Below are 17,749 nucleotides of genomic sequence, written 5' to 3'. Positions count from 1 at the left end.
GATCGGGCTCGTCCCGCCCGCTGAGTTCGAGGCCAACCACTGGACCCATCAGCAACCCAGAGTCGGACCCCAGCACTACCCTCAGACACCGGTCCCGATCGGGGCTGGTTCCAAGTAACCGAGCCTCCACGAAACCCGGGGCGATTCACTCCGACAACCACCAACGACGTCGCCATCGTCATCCGCCTCCCGCGCGAGCTTCGCGACGCCCTCAAGCAGAGAGCCGCGACAGAAGACCGCTCCCTCGCTTCGCTGATGCGCGTTGCGGTGCGCGCATACCTCGATGACGTGCAGGAGGGCGAGTCGTGACCGCCATCGGCACCGCGGCTGGCCCGACGCGGACAGCACCGCCGACCTCCATCAGCCTGCAGACCTCAAGCCCGGCTAGGGCCGAGTACGAGCTGCTCGGCCAGCTGCGACTGGCTCGATGCCTGACCAACAGCAGCGGCGGTCCGGTTCTTGACCCCGCTGCACTGCACGGCCTGGCCGGGAGGATCGTGCGCAAGCTCGAGCCGCTCACAGAAGCGAGCGCGCCCGCCATGCTAGTCACCATTCTGACCGCCTTCGCCACCATGGTGGGCCGCGGGGCGTTCGTCCGCGTGGGGTCGGAGCGGCACTACCCGATCATCTTCGCGGTGGTCATCGGGAGTTCGGCCAAGGCACGCAAGGGCACGTCCCTGGCCGCCGTGCGCCCCGTCCTCGAAGCCGGCGACGACCCCACCCTGGCGTTCATGCAGTCTCGTCTGCGAAAGGGTTTCCAGTCGGGCGAGGCGCTCATCCAGGCCGCAGCCGACCTGAGCGCCGGCCGGGCCGAAAATGACGACAACATCCCCGACCAGCGTCTTCTGGTCCTGGAGACCGAGTTTGCCAAGACGCTCACCGTGGCCCAGCGGCAGGGCTCCATCCTCTCCATGGTGCTGCGGTCCGCTTGGGACGGCGAGCCGCTCGAGAACCGCACCCGCCGCGAAGACCTCGTCGCCTCCGCGGCCCACCTGGGCGTGATCGCACACGTCACCGCGCCCGAGTTGGACCGCAAGCTCGACCTCGTGGAGGTCGCCAACGGATTCGCGAACCGGTTCCTGCATGTCTGGAGTGCCCCGCACCTGGCCATCGCAACGCCCGGAAGGCTCCAGTCCTCGGTCGTCGCCGAACTCGGGGGCGACCTCCAGTTGGCCACCACCTTCGCGGGCACCGTTGGTGAGATGACCCGGACCGCAGCCTTCGAGAACGAGTGGAACTCTCTGTACTACGTGCTCCGGCTGCAGCCCAGTGGCGGCGACGTTTTCGACTCGCTGACGGCCAGGGCCGCCCCCCACATCCTGCGCCTGGCCATGGTCTATGCCCTACTCGACCAGTCGACCGAGCTCGACGTCACCCACCTGCGAGCGGCCAGCGCCTTGTGGGAGTACTGCGAGGCGACGGTGGCCCACGTGTGGGGAGCCACACTGGGGAGCGAGCAGCTCGACAAGCTGTACGCCGCCGCCCTGAAGGCCGGCACCTCGGGCCTGAGCCGAACCGACATCATCGGACTGTTCTCCAACAACCTGGCCAAGCAGGAGGTCGACGATCTGGTCACACGCCTGGTGGGCATGGGTCTGGCCCGGGCGGAGAGCCAGTCAACTGGTGGCCGCCCTCGACAAGTCCTGCTCGCCACCGACATCTGACGAAGAAACGAAGAAACGAAGAAGGCCTTGCATGGGGCTTTCTTCGTTTCTTCGTTTCATTCGTGCGGTCACCCAACCTAGACGGGACGGCGACCCGCGGCCCCGGGCGCGACGCGCGTCTAGATCCGCGACTCCACGAAGTCGGTGAACCGGCCGGTATCCGCGAAGTAGTTGGGGTACGCGTCGCGCAGTTGGCTGATCCGGGCGATGTTGATTAGCACCGCGTCCAGGTCCTCGTCGTCCATGGCCTCCAACTCGGTGATCCGCGCCTCCGCGTCGGCCAGCGTCTCGTGGACGGTCACCGTGAGGATCCCCTCGCTCCGCCAGAGTTCGAGGGTCAGGGTGTTCCGGCGGTCCGTCCTGGCGTGCTCGCCCACGATCGACGCGTAGCCGCGCAACCGCTCCAGGACGCCGACGTCCATCTCCAGGCGCATCAACTCGGCCGCCAGTTCCTCCGTCGACCCCTCGGCGCCGGGCACAGGGGCAGTCCCCTCCTCGTGGGCCATGAGCGAGGCGACTAGGACGAAGAACCGGAGCACGTCCGGGTCGCCCTTGCCGTACTTCAGCTCGCTGCCCGAGAACAGGTCCATCGTCTCGACCGCGGTCGCCCAGGCGTGCTGCAACAGCGTGCGCACCTGCAGTTCGATCCGCAGCCCCTTGTATTCCTTCTTCGAGGCCCCGTACTCGTAGACCAGGTGGACGCCTCGGTAGCCGGAGTCGCGCGGCCCCGGGTCGTCGCGCAGGTAGTCGTAGACCTTCTTGACACGGTTCTTGCTCCGCGGGAGGTCGCGCAGGATCGCGACCAACTTCTCGACCTCGGCGACGCTGTGGAAAACCACCCGACAGCCGCCAAGGTCCTGCATGGTCGTCACGCTCATCGTGGGGTGGCGCCTGAGTTTGTCGAGGATCGTGGGCAGGCGCTTCCGGCGCTCGGCGACGACGGCGTTCGGGTTCACGTCGAGCGCCCGCTGCCGCACGGTCACAGTCACGGCGTTCAGGGGGAACGCGTGGGCGAGGCGGTAGTTGCTCAGAACGGCTCGGGCCGCCTGGACCTCCTCGGGCGTACCGGTCCCCCTACCGATGGTCCGGCTCGCCCGCTGGACCGCCTTATTTGAATGCTCGGGGACCACCCACTTCTTCATGGCCGCGACCGTACCGGCCCGCGCCGACATCCGCGCCCCGCGTTTCCCGCCCGCGGTGACATGGCAAGACGAGTCGTCCGCCTGGGGGCGACCCGCACAGGACAACTCTGATACGAGAAGCGGCCGCTCCCCCGGCCAGGTCGCGGCGCCTGTCGCCGCCGTGTGGTGCGGGGTCGCCGTCGGCTCACACCCGAGCGAGTGGGCCGCCTGCCGGACCGTCCTACGGTGGACGCGAACTCAGTCGCGAGTTCGGCCAGCTGCGGTCGCCGGTCCAGAGGCAGCGCTCGCCGCCCGGACCCCTTACCGAGCCACGATTTGGTCCAGCAGCGCGCCATCGTGGACACCCTTGTGGTCAGCCACCGCAGGCCGGCCCGCATTCTGTGGCGCTGCCCCGCACCCGGTGAGCTGGTTCCGCGTTGTTGGCAACGTCCCGGACGCAGCAACTGGTGTGGCCATGCCTGCCTCTCCCTCTCCCTCTCCCACGGTCACCCCCTACCTGTCTGAACTTGCACGCTTACGCGCCCTTAGCGATGACCAGCTTGACGAGACAGAGATCGATTCTCTGCCGACGTTGTGGGTGCCCTTGAAGGTCGTACCCGGGTTGTAGAACTCTTCGTCCATCTCGGTGGGCCTGAACTTCTACAGCGGTCCCATTGCGTCCTGGTCTTCCGCCGGCACGGTGCGCAGCACCTACCCGAGGAGGACCCGTGAACACCTACACCAACCGCAAGGTCTACACCCGGCTGGCGGCCAAGCTGCCAGCCGGCGCCCCCACCAACTCCGACTGGGTGCGCTGGTCCATCGAAGGCGGCACGAGCGGCGTCGCAGCCCAGCGGACCACCCACTGCACGACCTACGCCAGTGACCCGGACATCACCAAGATCCAGCAATTTCCGGAGGACGCCTGGGACCCCGGCAAGCCTGAGGTCGGCGCCCACTACGGCATCGTGTGGCTCACACTCGCCGACCTTCACCACAACGCCACCGGCGACGACCCGATCGCCGCTGTCGTCCTGGTCGGCAGCACCCTGTTCTTCAACATCACGCTCTCGACCACCATCCAGCACATCCGGCGCGAGGACGGAGAGGACGAGAACGGGGTCACCCGCCTCATGCTCGCGGTGCTCAACCACTACCCGTCTCTGCGAGCCTCGCGGTTCGCAGAAGATGTCACCCGTGCGGGCCGCGATCCGGTGGACTGGGCTGCCATCACCGGCAAGCACAAGACCCGCGCCATCGAGATGCACTTCGGCGGACAAGCCTTCGACCCCACCAAGGCCGGCGACTGGCTGGCCCTGAGCGCCCTCGGCATGGTCGGCGGAAACGATGACCCCCTCCGTCGTCGCAAGCTCACCGGCAAGCGCCTCATGAAGTACCGCACCGGAGGTGCGGCCATCGCCGAGAAGCAGATGCCACACGGCTGGCACCACAAGAAGGACAAGCACGGACGCGCCATCCGCGAAGGCGACCGCGGCCTCACCCCCGAAGCCGACCCCGCCATGATTGCGGTGTTCGGTTCGCTCTACCCCGCCCATGCCGCGGGAGAGAACTACCAGCAGATCGCGCAACGCATGGTGGCCTTCGAGGCCGACGGCGCCCTCCACCGAAGAGACCACACCAACCTCGACAGCCGCTACTCCGACACAGCGGACGACCCTCTGGCAAACTACGACGCCGCCAAGAGCTTCTTCGTCCGGAGCAGCTTCCGGCCGCGCGTCCTGCCATCCGAGCAGGACATCGCCCGCTACCTGGCAGGCGAGGACCCGGCAGAGGTGTTCGGCCCCGATACCCGGCTCTACATCGCCAAGGTCGAGCTCGTGCGCACCGGCCGGTACTTCCGCCGGCTGACGAACGACATCCGGGGCCGGAACATCGTCCTTGACGGTGTCCCGGCCGTCTACCGGGACGACCAGGACGAGTACGGCTGGTTCGATGTCCTCTCCGCCCCGTGGGCCTGGCCCAGTGACGCCGCGGGGCGCGAAGTGCCCCGGTTCGGCGTCTCCGACGACACGTGCCGGAAGGTCGCGGCGCGACTGCTCACCGAGCTACGCACGCCGAAGCAGCCCACCGGCGGCCAGGCCCACCACACCGCCCACCGCAGGGTTCTTCAGGGCTTCCCGAACTGGACCGTGCCCGCCGGAGCAGCCGGTTCCCGGTACGACGAGCCCACCGAATGGGGCGTGGAGGCACGCGCCAACCTCTCGGGGAAGGCCAACTTCATCCTGCTCTTCCGCCGCGCGGCCGCCGGGGCCGGTCGCGGGTGGAGCTACCTCGGCCCCGGCGAGGCGAAGCCGGACCACATCGCCGCGACCGGCTCCCTGACCGAGCTCGCAGCGTCGGTCGCGAGCAGCCTCGACCGAGCCGTGCAGACACTGGCAGACCCGAGTTCGGTCTCGACCCTGACCGAACTCCCCGCCGGGGAACAGACCATCGACCCGGCGGCCACGTGGCAGCACAGGGCCGACCTCAAGCAATCGGAACTGGTTCAACTTGAAGCCGAGGCCAAGGGGCACCGCACTATGGCCGCGCTCGCCGCGGGCGCGGGCGACGAGGACGAGGCGAAGGCGTACGCCGCCCAGGCCGCCGAGGTCGGCACCCGGGCCCGCGCCGTTCAGGCTGAGGCTGCCCGCCTCTCTAAGAAGATTCAGGAGCACCGCACCCAGCAGGCGCACTCGATCGCCCGGGACGACCGGGCAGATGTCTCGGCCGCTGCTTACCTCGTCGCCGGCCTCGAAGCGGCCTCACGCAGCAACGGCGAGGCACGGGCCCGGCTCGGGCAGCTCTGCGACAAGAGCTTCACCGCCTGGCGCTTCCATGTTCACGATGATGACCTTGTGTGGAGCTGCGACGCGCTCCTCCCGCTCAAGACCGGCGGCCATACCCAGCTGCCGCTGACCGGCATCATCAGCAACGTCCGCACCCGCACCGGCAAGGCTCTCGCCACCACCGAGACTGTTGTGCGGTACGTCTTCGAGGAGGGCCGCGACCTCACTGCGGTCGCCGACCTGCTCCAGGTGACCCGCAAGACGCTGCTGACCAAGCGCGTCATGCCATGGCTCGTCAGCAATGGCGTGACCGCGCGGGGTGCGAAGTGCGCACTCGTCGAACACCCGGTGCCGACCGTGCGCCAAGAGCTGCACACCTGGCTGACACGGGGCCCGGGCGCCGGCTCCCACACAGTCGCCAGCGCCTACCACCAGCGCCTCCTCGCGACGTATCTCGACCCTGACCTCGCCTGGGGCGATGCAGCCGTCCCGGACGACACCACCTGGATCAGCGAAGCGCTTCGCCTCCTCACCGCCGACACAGCGACGCGCAAGCACGGCCTGCCGGTGCTGGATGTCGCGCTGGCCGTAGGCCGGTCCGAGGCCGACGTCCGGGATCTGGTCAAGCCGCAGAAGCGGTCCGGCGGGTTCACACGACCGCGCTATCTCGCATACGCGGACAAGGCCAAGACCCACGTGAAGGCCATCGGCTGCCCCCACGGGCGCTGCAGGGGTCGCCGCCCCTCCAGCCACGTGGTCCTGCTCCCCGAGGTCGCGGCCAGCGGGTACGGCGTCATCTGCCGCAGCTGCCGGCGCACCCCGGCAACCCACGACGCGTGGCCCAACACCCAGTTCCCGACCCAGTACCTCGGGTCCTGGACCAACCGCGGACCCGGAGGCACCCTGCGTAGGGAAGCCCAGACCATTCCTACCTCCGGGCCCGCCTGACAGGGTGCCGGCGCGTGGGCTCATGCCGGGACCCGACGCATCGAAGACGTGCCGGGTACCCCGCACCTAGGGTGCCTCTATGCCCACGGTCGCTCGCGAAGCACTGCTCCAGAGGCTCGCCCATGTGGACCTGCACTACCGGTGCAGCAAGGCCCTCCTCGACGACCACCCGGCGGTGCAGCAGTGGTGGGTCCTCGCCATCGAGCAGGACTCGAACATCGTCGACGACGCCGGCAATCCCGTCGAACGCGAGATCGCCCGAATCAGCCTCGTCAGGGAGTCTCTGTGGCGCGCCTCCTTGTGGGATGAGCTCGATGAGCTTGAGGGCGACCTCGAAACGGTCGCCAGCGCTATTCTGAATCGCAAGCGGGGGGACCTGGCCGAGGAGCTCCTCGACCGCCTAGAGGGGGCAGGCTCGTCAGTGTTGATCCTCAACTCCGCGACCCTCGCCGCGGAGTGGCGAGGGCACGGCGTCGGGAGGCTGCTCGCCGGCGTTGCCCTGCTGGCTCTCTCAGACGGAGTTTCCTGCTTCGCGACCTACCCGGCGCCACTGGATGGCTCGACCGGGGCGGAGCGCGATCGAGCCATCCTCGAGCTCGGGCAGGTCTGGGCCCGGCTCGGCTTTCAGCCCTTCCGAGATGGCGTTTGGGTGCTCGATCCCGCGTTGGTGACGCTCGACAACGCCGTAACCGCGCTCAAGTCAGACCTCGGGGTGGCGGGATGAAGGCAGTGCCGTAGGCCCGTCGGGCCGGCGTCCGGCGAGCACTCATAGCGGCCGTTGAAACAGGTGCCGACCGCGGCACCTCACTCCTGCTGCCCGGCGAGCGCTCCGCCGAGGCGTCGCACATGGGCTAGGGCCTCGGGCGAGCGATGTGCTTCGGCGGCCAAGGCTGCGGGCACCCAGTTGGATCCCTTGGATACGTCAAGGTCGGGGGCGAAGCTCTCCAGTTCGCCGACCCGGACCACGACCAGTCCCAGCACATCCAAGGCGTCGAGGAGGCGCGCCGCGGCCGCCCCGACTCCCCCGGCGCCCAAGGCCGACACGCCACCTGCCTTGACCTGGTTCCAGCCGCTGCCTGCAGTCTTCAACACCCGTTCGACGCTCCGGCGAAGCTCCTTGGTCAGGGGCGCGGTCGGGTCATCGCCGAGTACGGCCGCAAGCTCGCAGACCTGAAGGGCTGAGGCGTCCTTGCTGATCCGCGCGGTTGCAGCGGCGAAGTCGCTCTCGAAGTCTGTCCAGTCTCCGCCGAGTGCCTCCACGAGCTTCCTCGTCTCGGCCTCGACGCTGAGGAGGTCGATGTCGGGCACCGCGACTACTGGGACTCCCAGGCCGCGGAGTGCCTTGGCGATCTTGGCCATACCGCCCTTGCCTCCGCACGGCACGAAGAGCACCTCGCTGACGGGCAGGTTCACCTCACCGATCTCGTTGGCGACGTCAAGGGAGGCTGCGTAGAAGCGGGCGTCACGGTCGCCTTCGACCAGGACGACCAGCCGATGGAAGAGGCCGTCCAGTGCGTTGGAGTAGCGCAAGGCTGGCTCGTCCCAGATCTGGGTGAGCTCAATGGGATCGATCTGGCGGGCGCCCGTGCCTTGGGAGAACCTGTCGACGCGGACGATCGTCAACGGGGTCTTACTCTCCAGGAGACCAGTCAGCAAGTGCCGGTCGTGGGTGGCGATGACGACCTGCAGTTCGTTCTCCACGGAGAGGCGCCCGAGCTGGCGGCCCAGGGCCGCCGCCTGGGGTGGATGCAAGAACGCCTCCGGCTCGTCGACCAGCACGATCGGGAAGCTGGCGGCGAGCAGCGGCAGCAGCAGTCCGAAGAAGCTCCGCATCCCGTCGCCCTGCTGGGCGAGCTCCGGGAGGCTCAACAGCTCGTCGCGATACGCCGCGTCGATCTCGTCTCGACGTGGAGCGTCAGCAAGCAGCTCCCCGACACGCAGTCGATGCTGGGCGGAGTAGTCATCCAGCCACAGCGCCTCACCGAACACCTGGGAAGCGATTCCGCTGGCCTGGTGCAGGCGGACACGGTCGTCGGCCAGGACGTGCACTGGGTGGGTGGCGGGTTCGCGCGCGTCGTTGCGTGCCGGCGCGGCCTTCGACTGTTCCAGGCGTGAGTCCGTGTTCGCGTACTGCACGAGGAACGGTGCCAGGGTCGACCCGAGGCGACCGGTCGGGCCAGCCTGCGCCCACGACGTCGACATCACCTGCCGCAACCAGGACGTGCTGACGTTGGCGCCGCCCAGCGACCGGAACCCGCCCTCCGCGTCGGCGGAGTAACGGTTGTGCGCGGCCAGCCAGGCCACGACGTCGGCGGGGGTCCCTGCCACCTCGAGCGAGAGGCTCTTGACCAACCTCCAGAAGGGTTGGGAGTGGTACTCCGAGTTCAGGTGGGTGTGGATCTCGCGCAGTAGCGTGCTTTTACCGGCATTGTTGGGGCCGACCACGACGGTCACCCCCACCGCCGGCGGGGAGACTGTGGATCCGTCGCCCAGCTCGAAGCTTGAGATCTTGGCCAACATCTCGGTGGCCTGGCCCTCAGTGAGGTTGGTGCCGTCCAGCGACTGCACCAGTCCTGCCGGAAGTTCGCCCATGTCCCGCCGCCTGCCCGCTCGTTGTTGTCAGATTCGGCAAGTCCACCGGTGCCAGAAGGTACCGGAGCCGGCGGACGGTGAGAGTGCGACCTGCCTCGGTGGTGGCGCAAACGGGTCGCACGGCCTCCTAGCGTCCGGTCGCCTTGACGTGGCTGTGCGAGTGCGCGCGGTTTTAGGTACGCGTACGGAGCGAGCGCAACCCGGCGAACTGCCCGAGGAGGTCCGCGCCGACCTCGGGGCTCACGATCGGTTCGGAGGCAGGCTGCTCAGCGGGCGACTCCGCGCGGCCGTTCGCCTGGCGTCCGGTCATCAGACTGGGCAGCAACCGGCCGATGGCCAGGATGTCGTCGTAGGTGAACCAGACCCCGCGCTGCCGCGGGCCGGGCTGGCCGCTGCGCTGGTGCGGCACCTTGTCGGCGGTCACCCAGACTTTGAGCCAGGTGTCGGGGACATTGAGCATGACGGCGGCCTCCTTGCGTGTGTGGCGGCGGAAGGCAATCAGGTCGGTGTGGTCGGTCACGGGGGTGACCGTCCGGCCGGTCCCGGGCCGCGCAATGGGGGGCACTTTGGGGGGCACTTTGGGGGGCAGACGCACCGCTCAGGACCGGACAAGACCGCTGGAGACCACTCGGAACCGCCCAGAACTGGGCGTAGGATGACCGACCACCGGCCACGCGGCCGGTACCGGCTCGATGGCGGGTTCAAGTCCCGTTACTCACCCCAGGCGTGATCGAGCCCCTGACTCGCGGAAGCGGGTCAGGGGCTCGCTGCGTCTCGGGGAGGTGCTCCGGTCGCGGCCACGCCCTCCTCTGTTTTTCCCCAAAACGGCACCAGCAGAGCCGCCACCTGCATTACTCACCCCATGACTCCTCTGCGCAGTGCCCCCCTTCTTGCCGTCGCCGCCGTCGTCGCCCTCCTCGCCGGCACCGGAGGTGCCGTCGCGGGATCGTTGATCACCAGCGAGCAGATCCAGGACGACTCGATCCGGTCGGTGGACGTCAAGGACGGCACCCTCAACCTGCGCGACCTGCGGTCAGGCGCCCGCGAGGCGCTCGCGGGTCAGGACGGCACTGACGGAGCTGACGGGGCAGACGGGGCGCCGGGGGCGGACGGTGGCACCGGTCCGGTCGGACCGGCCGGTCCAGTGGGTCCGCGAGGTGAGCAGGGGTTCACCGGACCGACCGGCCAAGCGGGACTGGACGGGGTCCTCGGCTACGAGGTGGTCTACTCGGCGCTCGTGACGTCCACCGTGGTCGGAGACCCGGCGTCCCACTCCGCCATGGCCGACGCCACGTGCCCCGTCGGCAAGATCGCCATCAGCGGTGGCTACACGCTGCTCGATGCCGGGGGCTCCTCCGGCCTCACCGGGGCGACGGTCGACCTGGAGCAGGTGGTCAACAGCTCGCGCACATGGCGGGTCCGGAGCCACGGCACCAGCGCCCACCAGCTCTATGCCTCCGCGACCTGCGTGATCGGCACCGCACCGTCGCAGTGCGGCCGCACCGCCGGGACGAAGCCCCAGCCCCAGCGGTGCCGCACCGCACGCCAGGCGCGCTAGGGCCTGGCCGGTCGCTCAGCTGCGGTGGCGTCCGTCGGAGGTGGTCGTGACGTCGGGGTCGATCCGGTCGGCCTCGCGCAGGTGGTCCTCGCGCTGCGCCTCCTCGGCGGCGAGCACCTTCGTCAGCTCGACGACCTCCTCGTCGGCCTTGCGCGCCTCCACGTGGGCGAGCTCGGCACGGGCCTCCGCGTGGTGCAGCCTCTCGGCAGCGGTGCGCACGTCGGGCGTGGCGGCGACCGCCTCGGAGCGCAGCTGGCCGGCCTGCTCACGACGCAGCTCCCGGTCACGCTGACGCTTCTTCTGCAGTGCCATCACCAGTGCCAGCGCGGCCAGCACCACGACGACGGCGACGATGATCCAGACCAGGGTCTCGGTCTCCATGAAGTCCTCCTCAGGTTCGGCGACCCGGTACCCGCATTGCCGCACCACCACGCGATGACTCCGGCCGGGGACCGGCGAACATGAACAAGTTCTTCACGCGCTTCTGCTTCGGCTCGGTTCGGTGAGGACTAGATTCCTGGACAGTTCAGGGTCCACGAGGTATCGACGCGAGGCGTGTCGACCGTGGCCAAAGAAGGAGTCCACCCATGGCGCAGTCGTCACCCGAGAGCCTGCTCTCGCAGCTCGCCGAGCGATGCATCAGTCCGCCGGATGTCGCCACCCTCCTGACCCGATCGCTTCCGCTGGTCCTCGAGGTGACCGGCGCCGGCTCGGCGTACGTCCTGCGTGGTCTGGTCGAGGACGTGCAGGTGGTGGCCCACGCGGGCGCCACGCTCGCCACCGATGCCCTCTCCAGCGACCTCGCGGACGAGCATTCGGGGTGGCGCGAGCTCCCGGTTCCCAGCGGCTGGCGCGATGGTGGCGTCAGCACAGCATGGGCGCGCAGGCTCTCAGGACACCCCGGGCCGCTCGTGCTCGTGCTCACCTACGACCGTGACGCGACGCGCGGCGACCTTCTCGACGTGGTGGGCGCGCTGCTCGAGACGGCCGTGAGAGGGGCTCAGTCGGCTGCCGATCTCGCTGACCTGACGCAACGCGTCGACAACGCCCAGCACCTCGCCAACATGGGCGACTACGACTGGCACATCGCCAGCGACACGAACCGGTGGTCCGACCAGCTCTACCGCATCTACGGTCATGAGCCGCAGTCCTTCAACGCCAGCTATGAGCGCTTCATCTCCCACATCCACCCCGACGACCGCGAGCGGATCATGGCGATCCACCAGCAGGCCTACGCCTCCGGGGAGCCTTACCAGATGATCGAGCGGGTCCAGCGGCCCACCGGGGAGACGCGCTACCTCTCCTCCAACGGTCAGGTGCTCATGGACGCGACGGGGACGCCGGTGCGCATGCGTGGGACCTGCATCGACATCACCGACCTGGTCCTCTCCGAGCAGGAGGTCGAGCGGGTCAGCGCCCGGTTCGAAGCCCTGGTGGAGTCGAGCGGAGACGCGATCATGGTGCTCGAGGGTCGCCTGGTCGTGCAGTCCAACGACCGTAGCCGCGCCCTCCTGGGGGGCGACCCGGTGGGGCAGCCCCTCGACAGGTTCGTGCACGTCGACGCAGACGAGAGCCTGGGTGTCCCGGGCCGCAGGCTCGACGGTCAGGAGCTCACGCTGGACGTCTTCACGAGCGAGCTGAATCCAGGGGTCGACGACGACCTCGTCGCGGTCTTCGTGCGCGACGCCGCACCCCGGCTCGCGAGCGAGGCGCTGGCGGTCAGCCTGGGAGAGGCCCAGGTGCGCCGGCGACAGGCAGTGGAGATCAACGACAACATCATCCAGGGCCTGACCGCGTCCGTGTACTGCCTCGAGGAGTCCAACGTGAGCGCTGCCGCGGAGTACGTCCAGCTCACCCTCTCCTCTGCCCGGGCCATGATGAACGACCTCCTCGAGCCTCTGGACGGTGAGGATCTCCAGCCCGGGGACCTCGTGCGACAGAGCGCCACCACCCTGCGCGGCCGGACAGGAGCCGCCGCCGGGCCGGATCCGACGCCGGTCGTGGTCGCACCGGTGACAAGCGATCGGAGGGTCCTGATCGTCGATGACTCCGAGGACATGCGGATGCTGGTCCGGCTCTTCCTCGATCGCAAGGAGGGAGTCCAGGTGGTCGGTGAGGCAGCCACGGGACGCGAAGGCATCAGGCTGGCCCACGAGCTGCAGCCCGATCTCATCCTCCTCGACCTCGCCATGCCCGAGATGGACGGGCTGGAGGCACTGCCCCAGATCTTCACCGGAGCCCCGACGGCCAAGGTGATCGTGCTGTCCGGCTTCGACCACCGCCTGGGCGACCAGGCGCTGGCCCTCGGCGCGTCCCTCTTCGTGCAGAAGGGTGGAGGGTTGGACGAGCTGATGCGTGCCATCGACAAGACCCTGCCCAACGGGGTGCCACCGCAGCGCGCGGCCAGCTGATCTCCCGAGGTCGTGAGTACCCCTAGTCGACCTTGACTACGCGCCCGGCGATTGGTGAGGCGTCCTGGTCCTTTAGGGCCACAGACAAGGCGAGTAAATCCCGCCAGAGTCTGGCTCTACGCACGCACATGAGCCCCGGGGAGGGAGCCAGATGCACGCAAGATCCGTCATCCGACACTTCCGATCGGCTGTTGGACCGGTGTCCACTGTCGTCGTCGCTTCCTTGCTGACCGTCGCCACGACGGCGGGCCCGACGCACGCTGACGTCGTCCCCTACGTTCCGTGGTCCTCCTACCTCTCAGGGTGGACCGACGAGTACATCCCCAGCAGCGACAACGACTGCGTCGCTGGGAGATCCAACTGCCTGAACGCGACGTTGAAGGAGCTGAGCCGGATCGCCGACGGCACTGCGAGCACCTGCAGCCACAACGCGATCTTCCCCCGCGCCTACGTGCGGATGACCCAACTTTACGGATACACACGGGAGATCCCGGGCTACTACCAGGACGTGTCGTACTTCAACCACGTCGACGCTGTGTTCGCCCGCTACTACACCGACTCCTACTACAACTGGCAGTCCGGCAACCGCTCAGCCGTCCCGCAGTCCTGGCTGACCGCGCTAGATGCCGCGAAGAACAAGTCGGTCAGCGGCACCGGCGATCTGCTCCTGGGAATGAACGCGCACATCAACCGCGACCTGCCTTACGTCATGGCCGCTGTGGGCCTCGTGGCCCCCGATGGCTCGTCTCGAAAGGTCGACTACACCGCAGTCGAGGCGTGGCTGTATCAGGCAACCGCCCCGCTGATCGCCGAGTTCGCCGCTCGATTCGACCCATCGATCGATGACACTGCCGACCCGCACGGGATCAGCAACTCAGCCCTGTTCCAGATGGTCTCCGGTTGGCGGGAAAATGCCTGGCGCAACGCCGAAGCATTGGTCTCGGCACCGAGCCCACAGGCTCGCGCACTCGTCGAAGCGAACATCGAGGCGCAGGCCAACACGGTCGCACAGGGCATCCTGGCCACGCAGTCCTACGTCCCCTTGGTCACCTCGACCGTGCCGCGAGACACCTACTGCGCGGCACACAACGCAGACGCACCACCCGTCCCGTACGCCTTCGGCTACGCGACCCCGTGGGGCTACGCCTACTGAGGAGCGACGCAACGCGCGGCCGGCTGATCAGTCCTTCACGAGACGCTCCCAGTCCGTGACCACGGGCACCAACGTGCCCTCGGCCCACCGCGTCAGCTGGTCGTGGTGGTGGGGGTCGCGGGGGTCTCCGGCGGCACCCAGCGGCACGATCCAGGCACTGGCGCTCCGGTCGGCGAGGTCCCAGACGTAGCGCGCCACGGCACCGCGGTAGACGTCGTCGGAGATGCCGGGCAGCGAGCCCGTGCAGCGCACGCAGTCCTGGTCACCGCTCATGCCGACGCGTGGCACCGGCGGCGCCTCGAGACGGCCCGGAGCGAGGTCGAAGGCGTGCAGCGGCGCGAAGACGTGGGTGTCGCCCCAGGTCCGCCCGGGATCGGCGGCGATCTCGGCTTCGGCCTCCGCCAGGGCGGCGCGGGCGTGCGCTGCCACGTCGATGCCGTACGGCGACCCGTGGGCCGCGAGGTGGGCCAGCGCGAGGCCGATGCGGGTCGTCACGTCGAGCGAGGAGCGGAAGGCCGGGTCGTGCCCCGGCTCGTGCAACGGCGCGAAGACCGGCTCGGCCGCGACGCGTCGTACGAGTGCGGAGCGGTAGGCCGCGAACCGAGCAGCGTCGAGGGAGCCGGCCGCCATCACCCCGTCCCACCCGTCGAAGGCATCGGGCACGAGCGCGACCAGCGGTGCGACCGTGGCCAGCCACGCGTCGTCGTGGATCGCCGCGAAGTCCTCGCGCGTGAGCCCCGTGCGCGAGCCGAGCAGGGCGGTGATGCGGTCGGCGCGGTAGGGCGGCGCGAACGCCGAGCCCACGAGTTCGCTCTCGGGGCCGCGGCGCTCGTTGGCCGTCACGACCTGCCCGTCCGGGCCCGCGTCGACCCGGTGGACGTCGCCCAGCCAGCCGGTCCACGCCGTCGCCGGGTCGGCAGCGGCGACGATCCCGCGACGATTGCCCTCCGAGCGCAGCGGCACCCGGCCCGCCAGCCGGTAGCGCACGTCACCGTGCACGTCCGCGATCACCACGTTGTTGACCGGCTCGACCCACAGGTCCATCGCCTGATCGACGTCGTCGACGGTGCGGGCCCGCAGCAGCGGGAGCAGGGCATCGAAGCCGAGGTCGCCCAGCACCGTGGACGCCGCCCGCAGGCTCAGGCCGTCCTCGAAGACCGGCCCGCGCGGCGTCACGACCACCTCGACGTCGACCGCGTCGGCGTCGCGGACCGCCACGCTCTCGACCCACCGCTCCACCACGTCGTCGGACACGGTCTCGGCGTAGACGTCCTGGTAGTCCGCGCTGGCGTTGGTGATCGCCCACGCCACCTCCCCCGCGTGCGCGAAGTGCGGGATGCCGGGCACGCCGGGAAAGGCCAGTCCCAGCACGTCGAACGCGTCGTCGGGGTCCTCACAGGCCAGGCGCACCTGCTGGTAGACCCCCGGCGACTCGAGCACCCGGTGCGGGTCGCCGCCGATCAGCGGCAGACCCGAGGCTGTGCGGTCGCCACCGACCGCCCAGGCGTTGCTCCCGCTGGAGGCCGGCCCCTCGTAGGACAGCAGCGCCGCGTCGGGCCCCAGCACGTCGCGAGCCCGCTGCGCCCAGAGCTTGGCACCGAGGTTGGCGAAGAGCAGGTGCTGCACGAGGAAGACCGCGAGCGGCGTCCACTCCTCCCACGGCTCCGGCTCGACGCCGAGCGCGACCAGCTCGGGCGCGTCAGCGTGCAGGCCGGCGTTGACCCCGTCGACGTACGACGCCACGAAGGCGCGTGCCTCGGCCCCCAGGTGGTCGTGGGCCCGGCGGGCGGTGCGGGCGATCAGGGTGCGGCGGGCCAGCCGGTCCCAGCCGAGGGCGCTGGCTCCCATGATCTCGGCGCTGGTGCCGGTCGCACGGCGCCGCTGCCACTCCAGCTGCCACGCCCGGTCGCGCGCCGTCACCTCGCCCTGCCCGTGCGCGACGTCGAGCGCGCTGGTGCCGCGCACGTGCGGGACACCCCACGCGTCACGGTAGATCCTGGCCATGGCCAGGAAACCTAGCCGACCGTCCCGACCGTCCCGGCCGCACCGCGCTCGACGAGCTCCTGGTCGTCGACCGACGACAGGACGGGCAGCCGGACCTCGAAACGCGAGCCGTGACCCGGGCTCGACTGGACGTGGACCGTGCCGAGGTGACCCTCGACGATCTCGCGCACGAGCGAGAGCCCGAGGCCGCTGCCCTGGATGGCCCGTCCGTCCGACTCAGCACCCCGGAAGAAGCGGGTGAACAGGTGCTCCTGCTCGGACGCCGGAATGCCTATCCCGGAGTCCGCCACGCTGATGACGTGCTCGGGACCCTCGCGTCGCAAGCAGATCCCCACGTCGCCGTCCCCCGGTCCGGGTGTGAACTTCACGCCGTTGGTCAGCAGGTTGAGCACCGCCTGCTTCAGCCGGGCCGGGTTGCCCATGACCAGGGCGGGGACGAGTCCCACGTCCACCGCGATCGCGAGCCCCGGGCGGCAGGCCTTCGGCGAGAGCGCGGCGCGGGCGCCGAGGACGACGTCGCGCAGGTCCACGACCGTGTCCCCGCCCTTGCCGTAGACCGAGTCGACCCGCACCTGCGACAGGGACAACAGGTCCTCGATCAGCTGCAGCAGTCGGTCGCTGTTGTCCGAGATCTTCCCGACGGCGCGCCGTTGTGACTCACCGAGCGCGCCGAAGGCGGAGTCCTCCAGCAGCTCGACGTAGCCCAGGATGCTGGTGAGCGGGGTCCGGAGCTCGTGACTCACCGTCGCCACGAAGGAGTCCTTGATCTCGTCGACCTCGCGCAGGCGCTGCACCAGGTCCTCCAGCGCCTGCCGGGAGGCGACCTGGTCCGTGACGTCCTCGGAGGTGCTGAGGAAGCCGCGAGGGTCCCCTCGCTCGTCCGTCACCCGGGCGAGCGTCATCGCGTGGGTGCGCAGGGTGCCATCGGCCCCGACCAGCTCCACCTCGGTCCCGACGCGGTCGGGCGGCGCCAGCGCTCCCGCGATCGCCAGCCAGTCCGCCGGCACGCTCAGGCGGCGGGCCAGGGCCGACTGGCTTGCGGGCGGGAGCAGGTCGGCCAGCGGAGTGCCGACCACGTCCGCGGCGTCGTAGCCGAGCAGGCGCTCGGCCCCGACGTTGAACATCGAGATCCGACCGTCCTGCCCGGCCTCGATGATGGCCACCCCGGTGGTGGCCGCCAGGATGCGCTGCAGCGAGTCCCGCTCCGCGGCCGCCACGGAGGTCGCCTCGATCTGCTCACCCGCCCTCAGCACCTGGGACACGACCATCACCGAGCACGCGATGGCGAACCCGGCGAGGATCCGCCCGGCCTCGTCCTCGGTGAAGGCCGGGTCGGCGGAGAGTGCGGCGAAAGGCCCGAGACTCACGTAGGTGGCGGCTGCCAGCAGGACCATCACGGCATACATCTGCGCGAGCGCCTCCCGGCCCCGCAGCCGTTGGCCACCCCACCCCAGCACTCCCACCAGGACCAGGCACAACCACGCCTGCGCCGGGAGCACGAGCAGGGTCACC

At 69.5% G+C, this 17,749-nt stretch carries 12 protein-coding genes; 6 read left to right on the top strand and 6 right to left on the bottom strand.

The window, feature by feature from the left end; translation table 11 throughout:
- Positions 1-305 precede the first annotated feature (305 nt).
- On the top strand, positions 306-1,664 hold the full coding sequence (locus AAG827_RS19495; protein ID WP_341927880.1) for a DUF3987 domain-containing protein: 1,359 nt from the start codon (positions 306-308) through the stop codon (positions 1,662-1,664).
- Between the two features lie 119 nt (positions 1,665-1,783).
- Here the strand turns inward: AAG827_RS19495 and AAG827_RS19490 are convergent, their stop codons facing one another.
- Positions 1,784-2,806 (bottom strand): RelA/SpoT domain-containing protein, encoded by a 1,023-nt coding sequence (locus AAG827_RS19490; RefSeq protein ID WP_341927879.1) that lies wholly within the window; start codon positions 2,804-2,806, stop codon positions 1,784-1,786.
- A gap of 707 nt (positions 2,807-3,513) precedes the next feature.
- On the opposite strand from AAG827_RS19490, the gene AAG827_RS19485 reads away from it, so the two are divergent.
- The gene (locus tag AAG827_RS19485) at positions 3,514-6,519 is read left to right on the top strand and encodes a hypothetical protein (protein WP_341927878.1); all 3,006 of its coding nucleotides are present in this window, start codon (positions 3,514-3,516) and stop codon (positions 6,517-6,519) included.
- Positions 6,520-6,598: 79 nt separating this feature from the next.
- Entirely contained in the window at positions 6,599-7,243 is a 645-nt protein-coding gene (locus tag AAG827_RS19480) for a hypothetical protein (RefSeq protein WP_341927877.1), read from the top strand.
- A gap of 80 nt (positions 7,244-7,323) precedes the next feature.
- Here the strand turns inward: AAG827_RS19480 and AAG827_RS19475 are convergent, their stop codons facing one another.
- Complete coding sequence (locus AAG827_RS19475; protein WP_341927876.1) at positions 7,324-9,111, bottom strand: AAA family ATPase; 1,788 nt, start codon at positions 9,109-9,111, stop codon at positions 7,324-7,326.
- 172 nt (positions 9,112-9,283) lie between these two features.
- Positions 9,284-9,631: a hypothetical protein gene (locus AAG827_RS19470; protein WP_341927875.1), complete on the bottom strand. Its 348-nt coding sequence runs from the start codon at positions 9,629-9,631 to the stop codon at positions 9,284-9,286.
- 342 nt (positions 9,632-9,973) lie between these two features.
- On the opposite strand from AAG827_RS19470, the gene AAG827_RS19465 reads away from it, so the two are divergent.
- Complete coding sequence (locus AAG827_RS19465; RefSeq protein ID WP_341927874.1) at positions 9,974-10,669, top strand: hypothetical protein; 696 nt, start codon at positions 9,974-9,976, stop codon at positions 10,667-10,669.
- 15 nt (positions 10,670-10,684) lie between these two features.
- Here the strand turns inward: AAG827_RS19465 and AAG827_RS19460 are convergent, their stop codons facing one another.
- Entirely contained in the window at positions 10,685-11,050 is a 366-nt protein-coding gene (locus tag AAG827_RS19460; RefSeq protein ID WP_341927873.1) for a hypothetical protein, read from the bottom strand.
- A 206-nt stretch (positions 11,051-11,256) separates the two neighbouring features.
- On the opposite strand from AAG827_RS19460, the gene AAG827_RS19455 reads away from it, so the two are divergent.
- On the top strand, positions 11,257-13,080 hold the full coding sequence (locus tag AAG827_RS19455; protein WP_341927872.1) for a response regulator: 1,824 nt from the start codon (positions 11,257-11,259) through the stop codon (positions 13,078-13,080).
- A 199-nt stretch (positions 13,081-13,279) separates the two neighbouring features.
- A complete protein-coding gene (locus tag AAG827_RS19450) occupies positions 13,280-14,233 on the top strand; it encodes a DUF5995 family protein (RefSeq protein WP_341927871.1) in 954 nt (317 codons plus the stop codon).
- A gap of 27 nt (positions 14,234-14,260) precedes the next feature.
- Here AAG827_RS19450 and AAG827_RS19445 read toward each other — a convergent pair whose 3' ends face one another.
- Entirely contained in the window at positions 14,261-16,237 is a 1,977-nt protein-coding gene (locus tag AAG827_RS19445) for a penicillin acylase family protein (protein WP_341927870.1), read from the bottom strand.
- 11 nt (positions 16,238-16,248) lie between these two features.
- The coding region (locus AAG827_RS19440; RefSeq protein WP_341927869.1) for a PAS domain-containing sensor histidine kinase at positions 16,249-17,749 on the bottom strand (1,501 nt) is incomplete at its 5' end.

The organism is Nocardioides psychrotolerans (genome assembly GCF_943371775.1).
Classification (GTDB): domain Bacteria; phylum Actinomycetota; class Actinomycetes; order Propionibacteriales; family Nocardioidaceae; genus Nocardioides; species Nocardioides psychrotolerans_A.
Note: the sequence above shows the minus strand (reverse complement) of the source record. Positions and strands in the feature narration are given on the sequence as shown.